12 protein-coding genes are annotated in these 22,325 nt (G+C 71.4%); 2 read left to right on the top strand and 10 right to left on the bottom strand.

Going from position 1 to position 22,325, the window contains the following annotated elements; all coding sequences use genetic code 11:
• Positions 1–82: 82 nt before the first annotated feature.
• The 6 genes from obgE to ACZ4XX_RS15000 form a co-directional block, all read right to left on the bottom strand.
• Positions 83–1,522, bottom strand: coding sequence for a GTPase ObgE (gene obgE, locus ACZ4XX_RS15025; RefSeq protein ID WP_468508361.1), 1,440 nt, complete (start codon positions 1,520–1,522; stop codon positions 83–85).
• A gap of 107 nt (positions 1,523–1,629) precedes the next feature.
• The gene (gene rpmA, locus ACZ4XX_RS15020) at positions 1,630–1,884 is read right to left on the bottom strand and encodes a 50S ribosomal protein L27 (protein ID WP_030317577.1); all 255 of its coding nucleotides are present in this window, start codon (positions 1,882–1,884) and stop codon (positions 1,630–1,632) included.
• A gap of 13 nt (positions 1,885–1,897) precedes the next feature.
• On the bottom strand, positions 1,898–2,218 hold the full coding sequence (rplU, locus tag ACZ4XX_RS15015) for a 50S ribosomal protein L21 (RefSeq protein ID WP_015033583.1): 321 nt from the start codon (positions 2,216–2,218) through the stop codon (positions 1,898–1,900).
• 249 nt (positions 2,219–2,467) lie between these two features.
• Entirely contained in the window at positions 2,468–6,406 is a 3,939-nt protein-coding gene (locus tag ACZ4XX_RS15010; RefSeq protein ID WP_468508360.1) for an Rne/Rng family ribonuclease, read from the bottom strand.
• A gap of 233 nt (positions 6,407–6,639) precedes the next feature.
• Positions 6,640–7,431, bottom strand: coding sequence for a TIGR03936 family radical SAM-associated protein (locus ACZ4XX_RS15005; RefSeq protein ID WP_468508359.1), 792 nt, complete (start codon positions 7,429–7,431; stop codon positions 6,640–6,642).
• Between the two features lie 123 nt (positions 7,432–7,554).
• Entirely contained in the window at positions 7,555–8,775 is a 1,221-nt protein-coding gene (locus ACZ4XX_RS15000) for a hypothetical protein (protein WP_468508358.1), read from the bottom strand.
• 224 nt (positions 8,776–8,999) lie between these two features.
• Here ACZ4XX_RS15000 and ACZ4XX_RS14995 point away from each other — a divergent pair, with 224 nt between their 5' ends.
• Positions 9,000–10,982, top strand: a complete 1,983-nt coding sequence (locus tag ACZ4XX_RS14995; protein ID WP_468508357.1) for a glycosyltransferase — start codon at positions 9,000–9,002, stop codon at positions 10,980–10,982.
• A 94-nt stretch (positions 10,983–11,076) separates the two neighbouring features.
• On the opposite strand, the gene ACZ4XX_RS14990 is transcribed toward ACZ4XX_RS14995, so the two are convergent.
• Complete coding sequence (locus tag ACZ4XX_RS14990; RefSeq protein WP_468508356.1) at positions 11,077–14,685, bottom strand: bifunctional glycosyltransferase/CDP-glycerol:glycerophosphate glycerophosphotransferase; 3,609 nt, start codon at positions 14,683–14,685, stop codon at positions 11,077–11,079.
• Between the two features lie 417 nt (positions 14,686–15,102).
• On the opposite strand from ACZ4XX_RS14990, the gene ACZ4XX_RS14985 reads away from it, so the two are divergent.
• Entirely contained in the window at positions 15,103–17,418 is a 2,316-nt protein-coding gene (locus ACZ4XX_RS14985) for a bifunctional glycosyltransferase/CDP-glycerol:glycerophosphate glycerophosphotransferase (RefSeq protein WP_468508355.1), read from the top strand.
• A gap of 108 nt (positions 17,419–17,526) precedes the next feature.
• On the opposite strand, the gene ACZ4XX_RS14980 is transcribed toward ACZ4XX_RS14985, so the two are convergent.
• The 3 genes from ACZ4XX_RS14980 to rodA all read right to left on the bottom strand — a co-directional run bounded on the left by ACZ4XX_RS14980 (position 17,527) and on the right by rodA (position 22,321).
• On the bottom strand, positions 17,527–19,455 hold the full coding sequence (locus ACZ4XX_RS14980; RefSeq protein ID WP_468508354.1) for a TIGR03960 family B12-binding radical SAM protein: 1,929 nt from the start codon (positions 19,453–19,455) through the stop codon (positions 17,527–17,529).
• A gap of 52 nt (positions 19,456–19,507) precedes the next feature.
• Complete coding sequence (locus ACZ4XX_RS14975; protein WP_468508353.1) at positions 19,508–21,034, bottom strand: CYTH and CHAD domain-containing protein; 1,527 nt, start codon at positions 21,032–21,034, stop codon at positions 19,508–19,510.
• An 87-nt stretch (positions 21,035–21,121) separates the two neighbouring features.
• Positions 21,122–22,321, bottom strand: coding sequence for a rod shape-determining protein RodA (rodA, locus tag ACZ4XX_RS14970; protein WP_468508352.1), 1,200 nt, complete (start codon positions 22,319–22,321; stop codon positions 21,122–21,124).
• Positions 22,322–22,325: the final 4 nt, after the last annotated feature.

Genomic DNA, 22,325 nt, shown 5'->3' with positions numbered 1-22,325 from the left:
GCACGGCTCGGCCCCGAGGGGCCTCACCGGCATCGGACGACTGCGCCGGACTCCGTCCGGCGACCCTCTCCGGCCGGTCCCGCTAGAACGGGTCGAACTCGTCGAACTCGCGCTGCGGGTCGTCCCGCTCCGCCTCGCGGTCCCGGCGGCGCTGCGCAGCCGGACGCGGGGCCTCGAGACGGTGGTCCTCGCCTCGGCGGCCGAGCATCTCGGCGCCGGCCATCATCGAGGGCTCCCAGTCGAAGACGACCGCGTTCTCCAGGGAGCCGATCGCGACGCCGTCGCCCGCGCGGGCGCCGGCCTTCATCAGCCGGTCCTCGACGCCGAGGCGGTTGAGGCGGTCGGCCAGGTAGCCCACGGCCTCGTCGTTGTTGAAGTCGGTCTGGCGGACCCAGCGCTCCGGCTTCTCGCCGCGCACCCGGTAGACCTCCTCGGCCTCGTCGTACACGACCGTGAAGCCCGCGTCGTCGACGGCCTTCGGGCGGATGACGACACGGGTCGCCTCCTCCTGCGGCTTGGCCGCGCGCGCCTCGCCGACGATGCCGGCGAGGGCGAAGGAGAGCTCCTTGAGGCCGAGCCGGGCCACGGCGGAGACCTCGAACACCTGGTAGCCGCGCTCCTCCAGGTCCGGGCGGATCATGTCCGCGAGGTCCTGGCCGTCGGGGATGTCGACCTTGTTGAGGACGACGATGCGGGGCCGGTCCTCGAGACCGCCGTACTGCCGCAGCTCCTCCTCGATGATGTCGAGGTCGGTGACCGGGTCGCGGTCGGACTCCAGCGTCGCGGTGTCCAGCACGTGCACGAGGACCGAGCAGCGCTCGACGTGACGGAGGAACTCCAGACCCAGGCCGCGGCCCTGGCTGGCGCCCGGGATGAGGCCCGGGACGTCGGCGATCGTGTAGACGGTCGAGCCGGCCGTCACGACGCCCAGGTTGGGGACCAGGGTGGTGAAGGGGTAGTCCGCGATCTTCGGCTTGGCGGCCGACAGGACCGAGATGAGCGAGGACTTGCCGGCGCTCGGGTAGCCGACGAGCGCCACGTCGGCGACGGTCTTCAGCTCCAGGACGATGTCCCGCGCCTCGCCGGGCTCGCCGAGGAGCGCGAAGCCGGGGGCCTTGCGGCGCGCGGAGGACAGCGCGGCGTTGCCGAGGCCGCCGCGGCCGCCCTGGCCCGCGACGAAGGTGGTGCCCTGGCCGACGAGGTCGGCGAGGACGTTGCCCTCCTTGTCGAGGATGACCGTGCCGTCGGGCACGCTCAGGACGAGGTCCTGGCCGTCCTTGCCGGAGCGGTTGTCGCCGGCGCCGGGCTGACCGTTGGTCGCCTTGCGGTGCGGCGAGTGGTGGTAGTCGAGGAGCGTCGTGACCGCCTGGTCGACGACCAGGGTCACATCGCCGCCACGGCCACCGTTTCCGCCGTCGGGTCCGCCGAGCGGCTTGAACTTCTCCCGGTGAACGGAGGCGCAGCCGTGGCCTCCGTTACCCGCGGCGACATGCAGCTCGACGCGGTCCACGAAGGTGGTCATGGTTGTGCCTCCATCTGAATACGTGCGGAATGTCTATCTAGTAACACGCGAAAGGCGGACCCGCTTCCCGACCGGGAAGTGAGGTCCGCCTCCGCAAAATGAACCGATCAGGCGACCGGAACGATGTTCACGACCTTGCGGCCACGGTGGGTGCCGAACTGCACCGAACCGGCCTGCAGGGCGAACAGCGTGTCGTCGCCGCCACGGCCGACGCCGGAGCCCGGGTGGAAGTGGGTGCCACGCTGGCGGATCAGGATCTCACCCGCGTTGACGACCTGACCGCCGAAGCGCTTCACGCCGAGCCGCTGGGCATTGGAGTCGCGCCCGTTCCGGGTGGACGATGCGCCCTTCTTGTGTGCCATGTCTCAGTCCCTCTTACTTCGCAGCCGCGGGGATACCGGTGACCTTGATCGCCGTGTACTGCTGGCGGTGACCCTGGCGACGGCGGTAGCCGGTCTTGTTCTTGTAGCGCAGGATGTCGATCTTGGCGCCCTTGTGGTGGTCCACGACCTCGGCCGTGACCTTGATGCCGGCCAGGACCCACGGGTCGCTGGTCACGGCGTCGCCGTCGACAACGAGCAGGGTCGAGAGCTCGACCGTGTCGCCAACCTTGGCAGTGGAAATCTTGTCAACCTCAACGATGTCGCCGACAGCAACCTTGTGCTGGCGACCACCGCTGCGCACGATGGCGTACACGCGGATCTCTCTCTCACTCGGGATCGAAACCTCTGAAGCCAGCCACTCACACGGACCCGAGGGCCCGCGGCGTTCCGGAATCGGACGAGCGGCCTCTCCCGACGAGCGGGAGGGAGTTGCTCAGAGGCGCGACGCATCGATAGACACGCCGACGGTCTAGGTTACGGGCGGCGACCTCGGAGGGTCAAATTCGCCCGTTCGGTACGGGCCGCCGCCCCGACACGCGGAGCGGCGGCCCGTACCCACCGGTCAGTCCTGGGCCGGGGCGGCGGTCTTCTCCGCCGCCTTCTTGGCCGGGGCCTTCTTGGTGGTGGTCTTCTTCGCCGCGGTCTTCTTGGTCGCCGCCGTCTTCTTGGTGGCGACCTTCTTGGCCGTGGTCTTCTTCGCCGCGGTCTTGCGCGCCGCCGTCTTCTTGACGGGGGCGGGCTCGACCTCGGCCTCGGCGGCCTGCGGAGCCGTCTCGGTGGCCTCGGCCGGGTCCGCGGTCACCACGACGACGGCCGCCTCCTCGGCGCCCGAGGGCGAACCGGCGGGAGCGGTGGCCTTGCGGACCACCCGGCGGCGGGCCCGCGGCGGGGCGGCCACGGGGGCCTCCTCGGCGACGGGCTCGCTGACCGGCGCCACGACGGGCTCCGGCTCCGGGGCGGTCTCGACGACCGGCTCGACGACGGTCGGCGCGGCGGCCGGCTCCGTGGTCGAGACGACCGGGGAGGTCGCCCGGCGGGTGGCACGACGACGGCCGCGCGGGGCCGGGGCGGCGGTCTCCTCGACCACCGGCTCGGCGACCGGCTCGATGACGGCCTCGGCGACCGGGGCCACGACGGGCTCCGGCTCGACGACCGGCTCCGGCGCCGCCACGGGCTCCGGCTTCGGCTCGGCCTTCGGCTTCGACTCGTACTCGACGGCCTCGGTCTCCACGACCGGCCGCGCGGTGGCCGGCGCGGTCACGCGGCGGGTCGCACGGCGACGGCCACGACCGCGCGTCGCGGCGGCCTCCGCCTCGGCGATGGAGCCGTACAGCTCCTCGTCCGCGGCGATCGGCTCGGGCAGGGCCACCGGGGCGGACAGCTCGGCGGCGACCTCGGCCTCGGTCTCGACCTCGGCGGTCTCGCCGTCCGTCTCGGTGGGCTCGGTGACCTCGGCGTGCTCGTGCTCGTGGACGTGCTCGGCGCCTCCGCGGCCGCGCTTCTTCGAGCGCTTGCCGCCGCCACCGCCACCGGCGGTGCTCGGCTGCTCCATGTGGACGATGACACCGCGGCCGTTGCAGTGGACGCAGGTCTCGGAGAAGGACTCCAGGAGGCCCTGGCCGACCCGCTTGCGGGTCATCTGCACCAGGCCGAGCGAGGTGACCTCGGCCACCTGGTGCTTGGTCCGGTCCCGGCCCAGGCACTCCAGGAGGCGGCGCAGCACCAGGTCGCGGTTGGACTCCAGGACCATGTCGATGAAGTCGATGACGACGATGCCGCCGAGGTCGCGCAGCCGGAGCTGACGCACGATCTCCTCGGCCGCTTCGAGGTTGTTCCTCGTCACGGTCTCTTCGAGGTTGCCGCCCTGGCCGGTGAACTTGCCGGTGTTGACGTCGACGACGATCATCGCCTCGGTCTTGTCGATCACCAGCGAGCCGCCGCTGGGCAGCCAGACCTTGCGGTCGAGCGCCTTCATGAGCTGCTCGTCGATCCGGTACGTCGCGAAGACGTCGACCTCGCTCGTCCACTTGGACAGGCGGTCGGTCAGGTCCGGGGCGACGTGGTGCACGTAGCCGTGGATGGTCTCCCACGCCTCGTCACCGCTGACGATGACCTTGGAGAAGTCCTCGTTGAAGATGTCGCGGACGACACGGACGGTCATGTCCGGCTCGCCGTAGAGCAGCGTCGGGGCGTTGCCGCTCTTCGCCTTCTTCTGGATGTCCTCCCACTGCGCCTGCAGCCGCTCGACGTCGCGGCGCAGCTCGTCCTCGCTCGCGCCCTCGGCGGCGGTGCGCACGATGACGCCCGCGTCCTCGGGGACGATCTTCTTGAGGATGGTCTTGAGGCGGGCGCGCTCGGTGTCCGGGAGCTTGCGGCTGATGCCGGTCATCGAGCCCTCGGGGACGTACACGAGGTAACGGCCGGGCAGCGAGACCTGGCTGGTCAGACGGGCACCCTTGTGGCCGATCGGGTCCTTCGTCACCTGGACGAGGACCGACTGGCCGGACTTGAGGGCGGTCTCGATGCGGCGCGGGCCGTGGCCCATGCCGAGCGCCTCGAAGTTGACCTCACCGGCGTACAGGACGGCGTTGCGGCCCTTGCCGATGTCGACGAAGGCGGCCTCCATGGACGGCAGCACGTTCTGGACCTTGCCCAGGTAGACGTTGCCGACGTACGAGGTGGCCTGCTCCTTGTTGACGTAGTGCTCGACGAGCACGTTGTCCTCGAGGACGCCGATCTGGGTGCGCTCGCCGCTCTGGCGAACGACCATGACGCGCTCGACGGCCTCGCGGCGGGCGAGGAACTCGGCCTCGGTGATGATCGGGACGCGTCGGCGGCCCTGCTCGCGGCCCTCGCGGCGGCGCTGCTTCTTGGCCTCCAGGCGGGTCGAGCCCTTGATGGACTGGACCTCGTCGGCGCCGGTGCCGGGCTCGGCCTTCTCACGGGCCGGGCGGGGCTCGCGGACCTTGACGACGGTACGGACACCCTCGTCGTCGGTGCCCTCGACGTCGGCGGAGGCGTCACCGCTGCGCCGGCGGCGACGACGGCGGCGGCGGGAGCTGCTGGAGCCGCCGCCGTAGGCCTCGGCCTCGTCGTGCTCCTCCTCGCCTTCCTCGGAGTCCTCGGTCTCGTCGGAGTCTTCGGAGCGCGGCTCCTCGCCCTCGTCGGAGTCCTCGGCCTCGGTGAGCTCACCGCGACGACGGCGACGGCCGCCACGGCGGCGGCGACGGGACGGGCGGTCCTCGTACTCGTCGGTCTCCTCGGCCTCCTCGACCTCGTCGGCGGCGGCCTCGACCTCGGGCTCGTCGGCGACGGTGGCCGGGACGGGCTCGACGGCGACGGGCTCGCCACGGCGGCGACGGCGACGGCGGGAGCCCTCGGGGCGCTCGGCGGGCTCGGGGGTCTCCTCGACCTCGGGCTCCACCTCGGCCTCGGCCTCGACGAGCTCGATCTCCTCGACCGTCTCGTCGTCCTCCGGCTCCACCGGGGCGGCGGCAGCGGCCGCGGCGGCGGTCTCCGGGGTCTGGAACATCGGCTCGGTGAAGACCGGCGCCTGGAAGACCGCGACGGAGGGGCGCGCGGCACGGCGCGACTCGCGGGCCGGGGCGGGCTCGGAGGTGAACTGCGGGGAGGTCGCGCGGCGGCGGCCGCGGCCACGGGTGGCGGCGGTCTCGGCGGCGGTGACCTCGGCCTCGTCGGCGGTGATCTGCGCGACGGCGGCCGTCGGCAGCGACTCGCCGGTGGCGGCGGCCTCGGTGCCGGCGGGGGCCTCGGTGCCGGCGGGGGCCTCGGTGGCCGCCTCGGGCGAGGTGACCTTACGGGTGGCACGGCGGCGGGTACGCGGGGCGGGCGCGGCGGCCTCCTCCGCGACCTCGGCGGCCGGGGCGGTCTCGACGACCGGTTCGGCGACGGGCGCCACGACCGCTGTCTCCTCGGCGGCGGCGGGGGCGCCGGCCGGGGCGGTGGCCTTACGGGTGGCGCGGCGACGGGCGCGGGCCGGCGGAGCGGCCTCGGGGGCCTCCTCGGCGACGGGCTCGGCCGGCGTGACCGCGGCGGTCTCCTCGGGGGCCTCGGCGGCGACCGGGGAGGTCACCGGCGAGGTGGCCTTGCGGGTGGCGCGGCGACGCGGGCGGGCCGGGGCGGCCCCGGGGGCCTCCTCGACGGCCTCGGGTGCGGCGGCCTCAGGGGCGGCGGCCTCGGCGGCAGGGGTCTCCACGGCCGGCTCCGGAGTCTCCACGGCGGGTGCCGCGGTCTCCGCGGCCGGTGCGGTGGCCTTGCGGGTGGCCCGGCGGCGGGTACGCGGCGCGGGTGCGGCCTCGGTCTCGGCCGGGGCGGCCTCCACGGCCGCGGTCTCGGTGGCCGTCGGGGCCGCTGTGGTCTCTGCGGTCTCGGCGGTCGTGCCCGTCACCGGCGGACCGGCGGGGCGGGAAGCGGCGCGGCGCCTGCGGCGCGGCGGCAGCTTGTCACCGGGGGCGTTGGTGTCTTCGTTGGACTCGAGCATGCGGGGTTCTCCCGTCACGCTCCCGGGCGCCGCGTCTTGGTCCGGTCCGGCGGCACGGTCGCGCCTGGGGCGCGGTGCCGCCGTCCGGGGCGCGGGCGCCGCACGGGAGCTCTATGTCTGGCTCGCCGGTTCCGTCCGCACTGTGCGGACGGCCTGGCGAAAGTCTCCTGGTCAGTGCGCTGCCCGACCCAGGTGGCTCCCGAGTACCAGGGCGGCGCTACAACGACCGCTCCCTACGCGATGCCGGCACCCGGCGCCGTCGCAGAGGCGGTCGCGGCGGCCGTGGTAGGTGCGGCCGTGACTGCCTCGCGGTCGGGCGCGAGCGGGTCGGTCACCGTGCCGGACTCCTCGTCGAAGAGCCCCTGCGCCAGCCTGGTCACCGCAGCGGGGACCGGCGGCGCCAGGTCGGCCACAGCTCGGAGACCGGACAGGACGTCGTCGGGTCGAACGGCAGGTGTCACGTGCCGAACAACCAGCCGCAGTATCGCACAGGCGCTGTCCAGCGGCCTATCACCCTGGGGATCGCCCTGGGGAGTGGTTGCCGTCAGCTCGGTGACCGCGGAGCGTGCGTCGAAGGTGCGGACGCCGTTCTTGGTCTTGCGCTGTACTTCCACGGTCTCGGCCGCGAGAAACGCCTCGGTGGCCTTCTCCACGTCCTCGACGGTGACGCCTTCGAGGCGCAGCTCCCAGATGGAGGCGGTGAGCCGGTCGGCGAGCCCCGAGGTCCGGGCCTCGACGGCGTCCGTGATGTCGAGGCCGGCCGGGAGGGACTCGTCGAGCAGGGCCCGCAGGGTCTCCGGGTCGCGCGCCTCGGTGAGGGCGATCTCCAGGTACTCGGCCTCGGAGCCCGTGCCCGTCGGGGCGGCGTTGGCGTACGACACCTTGGGGTGCGGGGTGAAGCCGGCCGAGTACGCCATGGGCACCTCGGCACGGCGCAGCGCACGCTCGAAAGCGCGCTGGAAGTCACGGTGGCTGGTGAACCGGAGGCGGCCGCGCTTGGTGTAGCGCAGTCGGATGCGCTGCACCGCCGGTGCGGGCGGCGGGCCTTCGGGCTGTCGCTTGCCCAGTGGTTCTTCTCCTCGGTGCGGAGCGGGCGCGGGGGGCGCGCCGCCCTCGAATGTACGGGGGCTCTCTCGGGGGCAGCCGGCTCATCCCCCCTTGTGCAGGGAGATCTCGGACTCGGCCGCCGCGCCGGGAACGGTCTGTCGTGATGCAGCACCTCCCAGGTTACGCGCCCGACCGGGGATACCGGGCACGGGCTCGGTCTCCCGGGGACCGCCGAAGAGGGCGCGCCGCGCCTCGCGGCGGGCGGCGGTCACGGTCGCGCGGGCCGAGGCGAGGGCGGCGGTCACGGTCGCGCCGGCCGAGGCGAGGGCGGCGGAGACCGCCCGGCCCGCGTCGAGGGCGACCTTCTTCGCCGGGCGCCAGACGGCGTCGCGCACGAGGTGCCCGACCGGGGTGCAGACGCTGCGGTAGAACCAGGCCGCGGGTCGGCCGATCAGGTTCAGTGCGAGCCGTCTCAGAGCGCGGCCGACCGCCCGGGAGACATGTCCGGCGACGCGCCAGGCGACCGCGAGCGCGTCGGCGAGCTCGCGGCCGATCACCGCGAGGACTCGTCCGACGGGGGTGAGGACGTGGCGGTACAGGAACACGACGGGGGCGACGAGGAGGATCCGCAGCAGCCACCCGAGGCCCCTGAAGAGCTGGACGAGGCCGCGTCCGAGCAGCGCGAAGCCCTTGCCGAGCAGCAGGACGGCCTGCCCGAGGCCCCGGCCGAGCCAGGAGAGGCCGTGGCTGAGCGGGGTGAGGACCCAGCGGTACGCCCAGGTCGCGACGGGCACCACCCCGTACCGCCAGACGGCTGTCCACGGCCACACGAGCACCGCCCGCAGCACCCGTCCGGTACCCCGTCCGAGCGGGGCGAGCAGGTGGGCGTACAGCCAGGCCGTGCCGCGGGCGAGGCCGCGGGCGAGCGGGGCGAGGACGGTCCGGTACAGCCAGGCCGTCGGAGCCGCGATCCCGTGGACGGCGACCGGGACGACCACGTACCGCCAGAGCCCGAGCCAGGGCCAGTAGAAGACGGTCCTGAGCAGTGTCCCGAGCAGCCACAGGAACGCGGTGGCGACGCCCTCGGCCACCCGGGCGACGGCGCGGCCCACGGGGGCGAGCACCGTGTCGCGGAACCGGCCGAGGGCCCGGCCGACCGGGCGGAGCATCCTGCCCAGGAACGCGCCGCACAGGACGAGGACGTCCCAGGCCAGGCGCAGGGGAACGACGAGGACCAGCACCACGATCCGTACGGGAATCCTGACGGCTGCCGTCAGACAGCCCTCGGGCTCCGGTGGACGGGCTGTTTTGTCGGGGTGCATGTGCCTGGAGACGCGTCACGCCCAGCGGCGGTTTCGGCCGGGTCCATCCGGGGTTCGCCCGTGTGGCGCTACGGTGGGCGCCGCCGTAACCGGACTGACAGGCACCGCCTGCGGGGGTGTCCCCGTAGCCTGAGTCTGTACGTTCGTCCCGTCTACCCCCCGACACGCTGAGGCTTGGTATGAAAATATCCTTTCTTCTGGTCGATCGCTGCCACATCGGAGGCGTGGTCAGCGCGATCCACAACCTCGCCAAGGCGCTCGCGGACCACCACGAGGTAGAGCTCGTCTCCCTCCGCCGCAACCGTGACCAGGCGTTCTTCCCGCTCGACCCCCGGGTGAAGACCCTCGCGCTCAGCGACATGCGGAAGCACTCCCACACGTACGACGGCGACGATCCGATGATCGAGACGTTCCCGCACATCTACCCGAACGAGCCCACGGACAAGAAGCCGTGGATCAGCCGGCTCGCCGAGCGGCGGCTGATGGAGTACCTGGCCACGACCGACGCCGACGTCGTGGTCAGCAACAACCCCAAGATCACCATCATGCTGGCCTACGCGGACCGCGACTTCCTCAAGGTCGCCATGGAGCACTCGCGGCCCGCGCAGTACGGCCCGCACATCCGGGACGCCCTCTTCAAGGACGCGTACCCGAAGATGGACGCGATCACCGCGCCGACGCCGGACGAGTGCCGGACCATCTCCGGGGTCGTCCCCGGCGTGAGCCACCTGCTCTCCCCGATGCCCAACTGCATCCCGGCCCACGAGGGCCAGATGTCCACCGGCGACAACAAGATCGTCGTCACGGCCGGCCTGCTCAAGCCGCACAAGGGCTTCGACGACCTCATCGAGGCCTTCTCCACCGTGGCGCCGCGTCACCCGGACTGGAGCCTGCGGATCTACGGCTCCGGCCCCGAGCACGGCAAGCTGCGCAAGAAGATCAACGACCTGGACAGCAACAACCAGGTCTTCCTGATGGGCCCGGCCACCCCGGTCACCCCGGAGTTCGCCAAGGCGTCCGTGTTCGTCCTCCCCTCCCGCCTGGAGGCCTTCGGCAACGTCACCGTCGAGGCGATGGCGGCCGGCCTGCCGGTGGTCGCCTACGACGCCCCGCACGGCCCGCGCAACATCATCACGCAGGGCGAGGACGGCTACGTCGTGCCGCTCGGCGACAAGAAGGCGCTCGCCGAGCACATCGAGAAGCTGATCGCCGACGAGGATCTCCGCAGGAAGATGGCGGCCGCCGCGGTGGCCAACGTCGTCCGCTTCCAGGAGGCCGAGACCGTCGCCCGCTTCGAGCAGCTCGTGGAGACCATGCGGGCCCGCCGGGCCATCCCCCGCACGGCCGCCGCCGTCGTCACCCCGCAGGGCGACGTCCGGGTGAAGGTCGAGGGGCTGCCCGCCGGCAGCGACGCGAAGCTGGTCTGCAAGGACATCCGCAAGAAGGCCGACGAGGTCGTCCTCCCCTTCACCGGCGGCGAGGCGCTCGTCCCCGCGCTCGGCACGCTCGTCGAGGGTGACTGGGAGCTGGCGATCCGCGCCGCCGGCTTCGACATGCCGCTGCGGTCGTCCGGCTGCGACACCCTCCAGATCCTGTCGCTGAAGCTGCCCCGCGCCGAGGGCCCCGCCCTCTCCCTGCTGCTGCCGCACGACCACACGGACGGCACCCTGCGGGTGCAGAGCCGGGTGCGCGCCCAGCACGTCGAGGTCTCGGCCGTGCACGCCCGCGCCACCTCGATCGTCATCGACGCCGCGGCCTGGGGCGCCGAGCCCGGCAAGGGCAGCGTGCTCGAGGCCGTCCACCGCAAGGAGGCCGACAAGAACTTCACCGTTCCGGTGAAGCCCGGCGCCGACGGACGCTTCACGGCGACCCTGGACAACGCCGCCGCCGCCCGCCTCCACCAGTCCGGTACCGAGGACATCTGGGACTTCTGGCTGCTGCCGGACCGTGGCTCCGCCCGGATCCGCGTCTGCAAGCTGGCCACCGACGTGCTCACCCCGATGAGCGTCTTCACCTACCCGTACCCGGTGGTGAGCAGCTCCGGCACCCCGGTCGCGGTCGCCGCCGACACCAAGGCGAAGAGCGGCTGGCGCAACCGGCTGTCCGCGAGCGTCCCCGCCGCCGTCGCCGGTGGCGTCAAGCACGAGCTGCGCCCGTACTTCGCGAGCAACGGCCAGCTCTCGCTGAAGATCATCGACAAGAAGTGACCGGCGACCGCTAGCCGGTCCGGGCACACGGAAGAGCCCCGGCCCGCAGGGAGACCTGCGGACCGGGGCTCTTTCCGATGCCTCGGGGCACCGCCTACAGCGGCGCGCCGTCCTCGGCGATCTTGAACATCAGGTCGGCGAGACGGCCGGCCGCGTGGCCGTCGTCCAGGTCGCAGAACTGGTGGTGGAACTCGTCGTACTTCTCCCGGTACTCGACCGCCACCTCGTCGATCTCACGGATGGCCTGGAGCAGGTCGTTCGAGTTGTCGACCAGCGGGCCCGGGGCGTCGTTCTCGAAGTCGAAGTAGAACCCACGCAGCTTGTCCCGGTAGTGCTCCAGGTCGTACGTGAAGAACAGCATCGGACGACGCAGGTGCGCGTAGTCGAACATGACCGAGGAGTAGTCCGTGATCATGATGTCGGCTGCCACGTACAGGTCCGCGATGTCGGGGTACTCGGAGACGTCGAAGACGAAGCCGTTCCCGGCACCGGGGATGCTGTCCACGATGTTGGAGTGGCGACGGATGAGGAAGACGTGGTCGTCCCCGAGCCGGCGGCGGGCGTCCTCGAGGTCGACCCGCAGGTCGAACTTGAACTGACCGCGGCTGTGCGAGAGGTCGTCGCGCCAGGTCGGCGCGTACAGCACGACCTTCTTGCCCTCGGGCAGCCCCAGCTTCTCCCTCACCTCACGGGCCCGCTCGTCGCGGTCCTCGGCGTAGAGGTAGTCGTTGCGCGGGTAACCCGTCTCGGCGATCAGCCCGTTGTAGCCCATGGCGCGCTTCAGGATGGGGGTGCTGAAACGGTTCGACGAGACGAGGATGTTCCAGTTCGCCGCCTCCTGGACCAGCCGCTCGTGGTAGTTCGGGTCGAACTTCGGCGCATCGATGTCCAGGCCGATCTTCTTCAGCATCGTGCCGTGCCAGGCCTGCACGATCACCTGGCCCTCGCGCCGCTTGATCCAGTGCGGGAGGTGGGCGTTGGTGACGATGTAGCGCGAGCGCGCCAGCGCCTCGTACCAGTCCCGGCCCTGGAACTTGACGGCCTTGACCGTGTCGGGGAGCTCGACCTGGCCGTCCCGGACCAGCCACAGGTGCTCGACGTCCGCGCCGCGGCGCAGCAGCTCCTCGTGGACGGCGCGCGGGCTGTCCGAGTACTGCTTGCCGTTGTAGCTGATGTACAGCACCGAGTCGCGCAGCGGCAGCTCGCGGCCGGCCTCGTAGACCTCCTGGCGCAGCTGGTACTGGCGGTTCGCGCCCTTCTCCATGGCCGTGAGGTCGGTCATGCAGTTGAGCTGCGGGTGGTCCTGCCAGTGGACCTCGAGCTGGTACTCACGGCCGTTGTGCGTGCCCTCCAGCGGGAACTGGGTCGCGGCGAGGCGGTCCACGACGAGCGGGATCGACGGCTCGTCCTCCCCACCGTCCAGGCGGAACACCCAGCGGCCGGCCTTCAGCGGCAGCCTGCCGTCGGCACCCGACATCGTGGAGGGACGGAACGTCGCCTCGAAGCCGCCGTCCGGGAGGGCGGTCAGCGGGACCGTCTTCTCGTCGAAGCGGTTCTTGGCGCTGACGACCAGGTGGTGGCCCGACAGCTCGACGGAGGCCGTGCCGCGGATCGTGAACGTGCCGTCGGCCTCGGAGACCTCGGTGATCGTGGCGCGCAGCGGGCGGCCGGAGAACTTCAGGTAGCCGTTGGCACCGGAGAGGACGGCCACCTCGTTCAGCGAGGCCTCCTCGCCGAAGGTCTCGGGCAGCCGGATCTGGAGGTCCGCGAGACCGTCCCGGACGACGACCCGCATCTTCCGCGGGTCCTTCTCCGGCTCGTCGATCTGGATCTGCGTGCTCCAGTTGCGGCGCATCAGCTTCGCCGGGTCGGCGCCACCGGCGGCGCGGGCCGCGGCGGTGTCCAGGTGCTCCGGCAGCAGGGCGACGTCCCGCAGGGGAACGCGGATCCGCAGCGGCGTACGGCCGCCGACGGCCGGGAGGAGCTCCACCGGGTAGAGGAGCACCTCGCCGCTGTTCTGGTTGGCGACGCGCAGGGATATCTCGGCGCCCGGGGCGACGGTCTCGCGGAGGTCGCCCTCGACGAGGATGTCGTCACCGGACCGCTCGAAGCCGCTGATCAGGACCGGGACCTTCTCGATGCGCAGCTTGAGCGCCGCGCGCCGCATCTCCGGGACCATCCGGTAGTCGTCGTCGAGCCACTGGTAGGGCGGGTACGTCAGGCGGTCGGAGCCGTACGAGTGCACGGAACGGGAGCGCACGAGACCGCCGGACAGCACGCGCATGCCGACGTGCCAGAGGCCTTCCTGCCACTGGTCGCCCTTGCGGAACTTGGCCGGGTCGATGACCGTCTCCCAGCCGGCCCAGTCGAAGCTGTGACCGCGCCCCTTGTGGCCGGAGCCGGTGGTGGCCTCGGGGTTGAAGAGGTTGGCCAGCGGCAGCAGCATGCGGCGCTGGGTGCCGTCCTTCTTCAGCTGCAGGAGCTTGACGACACTGCGCTTGCCCGTCTGGTCGACGCGGTCGATCCACGCGTGACCGGCCAGCCGCAGCTTGCCGTTCTCCCAGGAGAGCTCCTTCAGCGGGGAGCGGAGCTGGAGGTCCTTGTCGACCCGCAGGAACTTCTTGGGCAGCAGGTTCGCGTGGGACTCGAGCGAGGGGTACTTGGCGTACTTGCGGATGACACCGCCGAGCTCGACGGGCTCGCCGAGCCGCTCCGCCTCGATGAACTCCAGGATCTCGGCCATGGCGTGCTTGCGGACGAGCAGCCACTTGACGCGCAGCGCGGTGGGCAGCCGGTCGAGGGCCTTGATGTCGACCTGGTCGAGGTACTTGTTGGCCACGCGCAGGAACTCGGCGCGGTACTCCTCGTCGCCGTCGGGCAGCACGTTGAGGAAGATGCGCAGGTCGCCGGTGAGCACGGTGTGGTCGTACTCACGCTTCAGCGAGTCGGCGACGGGCTCCTTCTGCGCGGCGAAGAAGCGGCTCACGGACTCCACGGCGGCCGCCCGGTCCCGGGCGGCCTTGGGCTCGTTGCGGCGCTGGGTGATCGAGGGGCTGGCCTCGCCCTCGCGCAGGCGCCAGTAGTACGTGGCCTGGCTGATGATGTCGACGGACTCGGCGAGGTACTGGGCCGGCACGATGACCGGGGTGTCCTCGTACAGCACGCCCTCGGGGAAGCGCAGCGCGTGCTGCTCCCAGAAGTCACGCCGGAACACCTTGTTGCAGGCGATCCGGTCCGTGAGGAGCTGGCGCTTCTTGCTGACGTGCGTGCGCTTGACCGCGCCCCGGGAAAGGAACCGGTGCATCGGGGACTGCCACACCTTGGTCGAGTTGATGTGCTCGACGTTGCCGGTGGCGAAGGAGGAGCCGGTCTCGTCCAGGCTGCTGATCATCATCCGGTAGGCGTCCGGCGGGATCATGTCGTCGCTGTCGACGAACGCCAGGAACTCGCTCTGCGGGGCCAGGCTGTCGAGACCCGTGTTACGGGCGGCACCCAGGCCGGCGTTCTCCTTGCGTATGAGCCGGAAACGGGCGTCCTTTGCCGCGTACTCCGCCGCTATCGAGTGGGACTCGTCGGTGGAGCCGTCGTCGATCATGAGAACTTCCAGGTCCTGGAAGGTCTGCACGGCCAACGAGTTGAGGCAGGCGGGCAGGTACTGCGCCACGTTGTAGATCGGGACGATGACGCTGAGCCGGGGTGCCATGTAGTTCTGCGTTCCTTTCCGTTTCAGACCCGCTCGACAAGCTCGAGCGCCTGAGGGGTGACGGGGCGTGCTCTTCGGTTTTCCTGCGGACCGACGAGGGCGTCTCCGCCCTCCGGGAAAAACCCGCCCAGCCCTCGGCAAGACCTGGTTCCGCTCGGCCTATACGACTCTGCGGCGACCCCCCGGCCGCCGCAGCACTCCAGAATAGACGATCCGTACCACAGGCGTTTTCCTGCCGTTGTGTCCGGGATCACCCCCTCGTCGCCATATCACCGATCGGGCAGAGGGTCCCCCAGAGGCTGAAACGGCGGTGACGTGGGCGGGAACGGCGCCGCGGTCGTCGCCCGCGGCCTCGGGGGCGCGGAATCGCTCCTGTCATACTTCATCTGAGCGGTTCGACTGAGGAGACAACAAGGCATGGCGGCTGCAGCTACCCCCAGATTCAGCGTGATCATCCCTGTCTACGGGGTCGAGGGCTACATCCGTGAGTGCCTCGAGTCGGTGACATCACAGGGCTACGAGAACTTCGAGGTCATCGCCGTCGACGACTGCTCCCTGGACAGCAGCGGCGCGATCATCGACGAGTTCGCCGCCCGCGACCCGCGGGTCCGCGCCGTCCACCGCGCGGCGAACGGCGGCATCGGTGCCGCCCGCAACACCGGCGTCGAGCACGCCCGCGGCGACTACCTGCTCTTCATCGACGGCGACGACTCGATCCGTCCCGGCTCCCTGCAGGCCATGGCCGACCGCCTCGACGCGTCCCAGGACCCCGAGATCCTGCTGTTCGACCACGTCCGCACCCATGTGGACGGCAGCGTCGAGACCAGCAAGACCGGCCCGTACCTGGCCGCCATCCGCGACCGGGTGGTCCGCCCCGTCGACGAGCTCGAACTGCTGCGGATCTTCGCCGTGGTGTGGAACCGCGTCTACCGCCGCGACTTCTTCACCGGCGAGGGCTACACGTTCACCGACGGTCTGTACGAGGACGCGCTCATGGTCTACACGACCATGGCCGCCGCCCAGCGGGTCGCGGGCCTGGAGTACGTGGTCGTCGAGTACCGCCAGCGCCGCCAGGGCAGCTCGATGCGCAGCAGCTCCCCGCGCAAGCACTTCGTGATCTTCGAGCAGTACCAGCGGGTCTTCGACTACCTCGAGGGCCGACCCGGCCTCGACGCGTACCGCAGGCTCGTCTTCGAGCGGATGGTCGCCCACTTCCTCTTCACCTTCGCCCGCGGCTTCCGAATACCCCGCAGCCATCGGCGCGCCTACCTGAAGCAGGCCGGCAAGACCTACCGCCGGAACGAGCCCGCGGGCTTCACCCCGCCGCCCGGCATGCTCGGCCTGAAGTTCAAGGTGCTGCGGACCGGTTCGTACGCCGCCTTCGAGGCCCTCAAGACGGTCAACGGCACCCGCGAGACGGCCTTCGGCGCCCTCGGCCGGACCAAGCGCTGGGGCGGCCGCAAGGCCCTGCGCGCCTACTACGGTGTGCAGCGCCGCCTCCCGCTGGACGAGAACCTCGCCGTCTACTCGGCGTACTGGGGCCGCACCCCCGGCTGCAACCCGCTCGCGGTGCACGAGGCCGCCAAGAAGCTCGCGCCCGGCATGCGCGGCGTGTGGGTCGTGAACCAGGCGTACGCGGCCGGCACGCCGGCCGGTCTGACCCGGATCGCCCCGGCCACCTTCGGCTACTGGAAGGCGCTGGCCCGGGCCAAGTACCTGGTCAACAACGTGAACTTCCCGGACTCCGTGATCAAGCGCCCCGGCCAGGTGCACCTGCAGACCCATCACGGCACTCCGCTCAAGCGGATGGGCCTCGACCAGCAGCAGTACCCGGCCGTCGCCCGCAGCATGGACTTCGACAAGCTCCTGGAGCGGGTGGACCGCTGGGACTGGAGCGTCTCGTCGAACCTGCACTCCACCGAGCACTGGGAGCGGGTCTACCCGGCCGCCTTCCAGACCCTGAACACCGGCTACCCCCGCAACGACGTCTACTACCGCGCCACCGCCGCGGACGTCCGCCGGATCCGCGGCGAACTCGGCATCGGGCACGGCAAGAAGGCGATCCTGTACGCCCCCACCGTGCGCGACCACCAGAAGGACGCCTTCGTCCCGCGCCTCGACTTCGCGCGCTTCGCCCGTGAACTCGGTCCGGACTTCGTCCTGCTGGTCCGTGCCCACTACTTCTACGGCGGCGACCCGGAGCTGAACGCCCTGGCCGAGCGGGGCGCGCTGATCGACGTGTCGCGGTACCCGTCGGTGGAGGAGCTCTGCCTCGCGTCGGACGCCCTGATCACCGACTACTCGTCGATCATGTTCGACTACGCCAACCTCGACCGGCCGATCGTGACGTACGCCGACGACTGGGAGATGTACCGGACGTGCCGCGGTGTGACCTTCGACCTGCTCTCCGGTGAGCCCGGTGACACTCCCGGTGTGATCACCACCACCGAGGACGAGCTGATCGAGGCCTTCCGCGGCGGCGCCTGGGAGGCCGAGCCGGCCGCCGCCCTGCGGCAGGCCTTCCGGGAGCGCTTCTGCTCCTGGGACGACGGCTTCGCCGCCGAGCGGGTCGTCCGCCGGGTCTTCCTCGGCGAGGAGCGGCTGCGGCCGGCCGTGGTGCCCGTCGCCGAGCGCACCCCGGCCCCGTCGCCGCGGGTGGCCGAGGCCGCCGCACCGGTCCCGCCGCGGCGGGCGGACGAGGACGAGCTCGCCACGGCACGCGCCGACCGGTAGGACGGCGGCCCGACGCACGAAGAGGCGCCCGGAGCGGATTCGCTCCGGGCGCCTCTTCGTGGGTTCCGCACCGTCTTCGGCGCGGAACCCGGCGGGTTCTTCCGTGGGCTACTTCACGACCGACAGCGGCAGCAGCTTCTTGCCGGTGGGGCCGATCTGGATGTGGGTGTCCATCTGCGGGCAGACGCCGCAGTCGAAGCACGGGGTCCAGCGGCAGTCCTCGACCTCGGTCTCGTCGAGCGAGTCCTGCCAGTCCTCCCAGAGCCAGTCCTTGTCGAGACCGGAGTCCAGGTGGTCCCAGGGCAGGACCTCCTCGTAGGTGCGCTCGCGGGTCGTGTACCAGGCGACGTCGACGCCCATCTCCGGCAGCGTCTTCTCGGCGCAGGCCATCCAGCGGTCGTACGAGAAGTGCTCGCGCCAGCCGTCGAAGCGGCCGCCGTCCTCGTAGACCGCGCGGATGACGGCGCCGATGCGGCGGTCGCCGCGGGAGAGGAGGCCCTCGACGATGCCGGGCTTGCCGTCGTGGTAGCGGAAGCCGATCGAGCGGCCGTACTTCTTGTCGCCGCGGATCTTGTCGCGGAGCTTGCGCAGCCGCTCGTCCGTCTCCTCTGCCGACAGCTGCGGGGCCCACTGGAACGGGGTGTGCGGCTTGGGGACGAAACCGCCGATGGAGACGGTGCAGCGGATGTCGTTCTGGCCGGAGACCTTGCGGCCCTCGGCGATCACGTTCATCGCCATGTCGGCGATCTGGAGGACGTCCTCGTCGGTCTCCGTCGGCAGGCCGCACATGAAGTACAGCTTCACCTGGCGCCAGCCGTTGCCGTACGCGGTGGAGACGGTCCGGATGAGGTCCTCCTCCGAGACCATCTTGTTGATGACCTTACGCATGCGCTCGGAGCCGCCCTCGGGGGCGAAGGTGAGACCGGAGCGGCGCCCGTTCCTGGTCAGCTCGTTGGCCAGGTCCACGTTGAAGGCGTCGACACGGGTGGACGGGAGGGACAGGCCCACCTTGTCCTCCGTGTACCGGTCGGCGAGGCCCTTGGCGATCTCGCCGATCTCGGAGTGGTCCGCGGACGACAGCGAGAGGAGGCCGACCTCCTCGAAGCCCGTCGCCTTGAGACCCTTCTCGACCATCTCGCCGATGCCGGTGATGCTTCGCTCCCGCACGGGGCGCGTGATCATGCCGGCCTGGCAGAAGCGGCAGCCGCGGGTGCAGCCGCGGAAGATCTCGACGGACATGCGCTCGTGGACGGTCTCCGCGAGCGGCACGAGGGGCTGCTTGGGGTAGGGCCACTCGTCGAGGTCCATGACGGTGTGCTTGGAGACACGCCACGGCACGCCGGACCTGTTGGGCACGACACGGCCGATGCGGCCGTCCGGCAGGTACTCGACGTCGTAGAAGCGCGGGATGTACACCGAGCCGGTCTTCGCGAGGCGGAAGAGGACCTCCTCGCGGCCGCCCGGCCGGCCCTCGGCCTTCCAGGCGCGGATGATCTCGGTCATGTCGAGGACGGCCTGCTCGCCGTCGCCGATGATCGCCGCGTCGATGAAGTCCGCGATCGGCTCGGGGTTGAAGGCCGCGTGGCCGCCCGCAAGCACGATCGGGTGGTCGACGGTCCGGTCCTTCGACTCCAGCGGAATGCCGGCCAGGTCGAGGGCGGTGAGCATGTTCGTGTAGCCGAGCTCCGTGGAGAAGCTCAGGCCGAAGACGTCGAACGCGCCGACGGGGCGGTGGCTGTCGACCGTGAACTGCGGGACCTGGTGCTCCCGCATCAGCTCCTCGAGGTCCGGCCAGACGCTGTAGGTGCGCTCCGCGAGGACGCCCTCGCGCTCGTTGAGCACCTCGTACAGGATCATGACGCCCTGGTTGGGCAGACCGACCTCGTACGCGTCCGGGTACATCAGCGCCCAGCGGACATCGGCGGACTCCCACGGCTTGACCGTGGAGTTCAGCTCTCCACCGACGTACTGAATCGGCTTCTGCACGTGCGGGAGCAGAGCTTCGAGCTGCGGGAAGACAGACTCGGCAGCAGACATCTCGAACCTTCGTGAGCTGGCAGGGGGGCGACTCTCAAGCGTACCCCGGTGCTCAGTGGGTCAGGGACGCCGTGAGTTCCGGGGCCGAGGCCCTGGCCCACACCTCGGGGAGCGCCCGCTCGGCGGCCGCCGCCGCGGCTTCCTCGTGTCCGTACAGAAGTCCCCAGGTGAAGGCCGATTCGCCGGCCCCGTGGGCCACGATCGCGAGCTCCCGCAGGGTGCCCCTGGCGACGACGGCGTCCTGGTGCTCGCCGAGCAGGGTCTGGACGGCCTTCACGCGTTTCGCCAGCCGTTTCGCGGGCTTCCCGAGGGTGGGGCGGGCGGCCTCGGCCGCGTAGCGGGCGCGTTTGGCGGCCTTGCGGGCCTCGTGGAGGGCGAGGTCGCGTGCGTCCTGGGGTTCGAGGGTGAGGGCGCGGCCGATCCGGCCGGCGAGGCGGTCGTGGTCCTTGCGGACGGCGCGGGCGAGGACGGTCCGGGCGTCGCCGGCGGCGTCCTTGCTCAGCGGCGGGTCGGCGAGGAGCGCGTCGAGGGCTCCGAGCAGGGCGAGGTGGCGGGCGGAGTCGAGGGCGGCGAGGGCCTGGCGGCGGGCGTTCCTGCCATGGGCGGCGTCACGGCGGCGCAGCCGGGCCCGGACCGGTCCGAGGACCAGGGTGCGGGGCAGTTCACCGAGGCGGGCGCGCAGGCGGGCATCGAGGACCTCCTGGTCGCGGGCGACGCCGAGCTCTCCGGCGAGCCACTTCAGTTCCTCGCCGATCGGGTCGGTGGCCTCGCGGTCCAGGACCTTCCGATACGTCTTGAAGGCGCTGCGCAGTCGGCGGCAGGCGACGCGCAGCTGGTGGACGGCGTCGGGCAGGTCGCGGCGTACGGCGGGGTCGTACGTGACGATCGCCTCGACCTGTTCCCGTACGTAGGCGAGGACGGCGGCTCCGGCGGTGCCGGGTGCACCGGGCTGCTCCGGCGGTGCCGCGGGCGCCTCGGGTTCCACGCCCGTCTCGGCGAGCGCGCGCGACAGTTTCGACGGGGAGTCCGAGGGCCGGATGCCGGCCTTCCTGAGGCGCTTCTCGACGGCGTCGAGGACGGCGGGGTCGGTGTCGTCGGCGAGTTCGACCTCGATCTCGGTCCAGGCGGCCTCTCCCCCGCGTGTGAGGCCCTCGGCGTGGACGGTGTCCACGGAGAGTTCGGCGAGGAGGGTGCCGTCGTCGGCGCGGAGGTGGCGGACGTCACGGGAGGAGCGGAGGCGGACGACGGGGACGACCTCGGCGTCCCGGACGCGGGACCGCAGGAGCCCCGCCAGGGACCGCGGGAGCGTGTCCGAGAGCGGGGCTCTGATCTCGTCGCGGATGCCGGGGGCGACGGGGAACTTCAGGTGCCAGCCGGCGTCCGCGCCGCCGGTGCGGCGGCGCAGGGTGAGGTCGTCGGCGGCGAGCCTGAGGTCGGGTGTGTCGTAGTAGACGGCGTCGAGTTCGGTGACGCCCTCGTCGGTGACCGAGGCGACCCCGGCCGCCCGGGTCAGGTCCGGGAGGCCGGTCCGGGAGGTGGCTTCGTACTTCCGCTCGATCTCGCGCTTCGTGTCCGCCATGAATCGAATCTAGACGGGAAGTGAACTCCGCGGGAGTACGCCCATCAGCCTGTCCGGAAATCCCCTGGGGGATCGGCCGGCTGTCCTCTAGGCCGTCATGGGCCGCTGGACCCTGATGGACTGGAGCAGTCCGATCGCCACCCACACCGCGAACATCGACGAGCCGCCGTACGAGACGAACGGCAGCGGCAGGCCGGCGACCGGCATGATGCCGAGCGTCATGCCGATGTTCTCGAAGGACTGGAAGGCGAACCAGGCGATGATCCCGGCCGCGACGACCGTGCCGTAGAGCTCGGTGGTCTCGCGGGCGATCCGGCAGGCCCGCCAGAGGACGACGCCGAGGAGCAGCAGGATCAGGCCGGCGCCGACGAAGCCCAGCTCCTCCCCCGCGACCGTGAAGACGAAGTCGGTCTGCTGCTCGGGCACGAACTGGCCGGTGGTCTGTGAGCCCTTGAAGAGTCCGGATCCGAGGAGGCCGCCGGAGCCGATCGCGATCCGGGCCTGGTTGGTGTTGTAGCCGACGCCGGCCGGGTCGAGGTCGGGGTTGGCGAAGGCCGCGAAGCGGTTGATCTGGTACTCGTCGAGCATGCCGAGCGCGGTGACGAGGACGGCGCCGCCGACGCCGGCGCCGATCAGTCCGAGGACCCAGCGGTTGGAGGCGCCGGAGGCGAGCAGCACGCCGAGCACGATGACGGCCATGACCATGACCGAGCCGAGGTCGGGCATCAGCATGACGATGCCCATGGGGAGCGCGGCCAGGGTGAGGGCCTTGGCGACGGTGCGGTGGTCGGGGTGGATCTGGTCGCCGGCGTCGACCTTCGCGGCCAGCAGCATCGCCATCACCAGGATGATCGTGATCTTCACGAACTCGCTGGGCTGGAGCGAGAAGCCGCCGCCGACGACGATCCACGCGTGGGCGCCGTTGATGGTGGCGCCGAGCGGGGTGAGGACGGCGAGGATCAGCACGATCGAGAGTCCGTAGAGGACCGGGACCGCACCGCGCAGGGTGCGGTGGCCGAGCCAGATCGTGCCGATCATCAGGGCGACGCCGATGCCGGTGTTGAGCACGTGCCGGAAGAGGAAGTAGTACGGGTCGCCGTTGTTGAGCTCGGTGCGGCCGCGGGTGGCGGACCAGACGAGCAGCGCTCCGATGAAGGAGAGCGCGAGCGCGGAGAGCAGTATCGGCCAGTCGAGCCGGCGGACCACCGAGTCGCGGGCGGCCAGTTTGGCGAGCGTGCCGCGCTCGGGGGCGTACCGGGAGACGGAGAAGCCGTGGGGTGCGGTCATGGGT

This window comes from Streptomyces sp. NPDC029956 (genome assembly GCF_055574655.1).
This window is presented reverse-complemented; position numbering and strand designations above follow the sequence as displayed.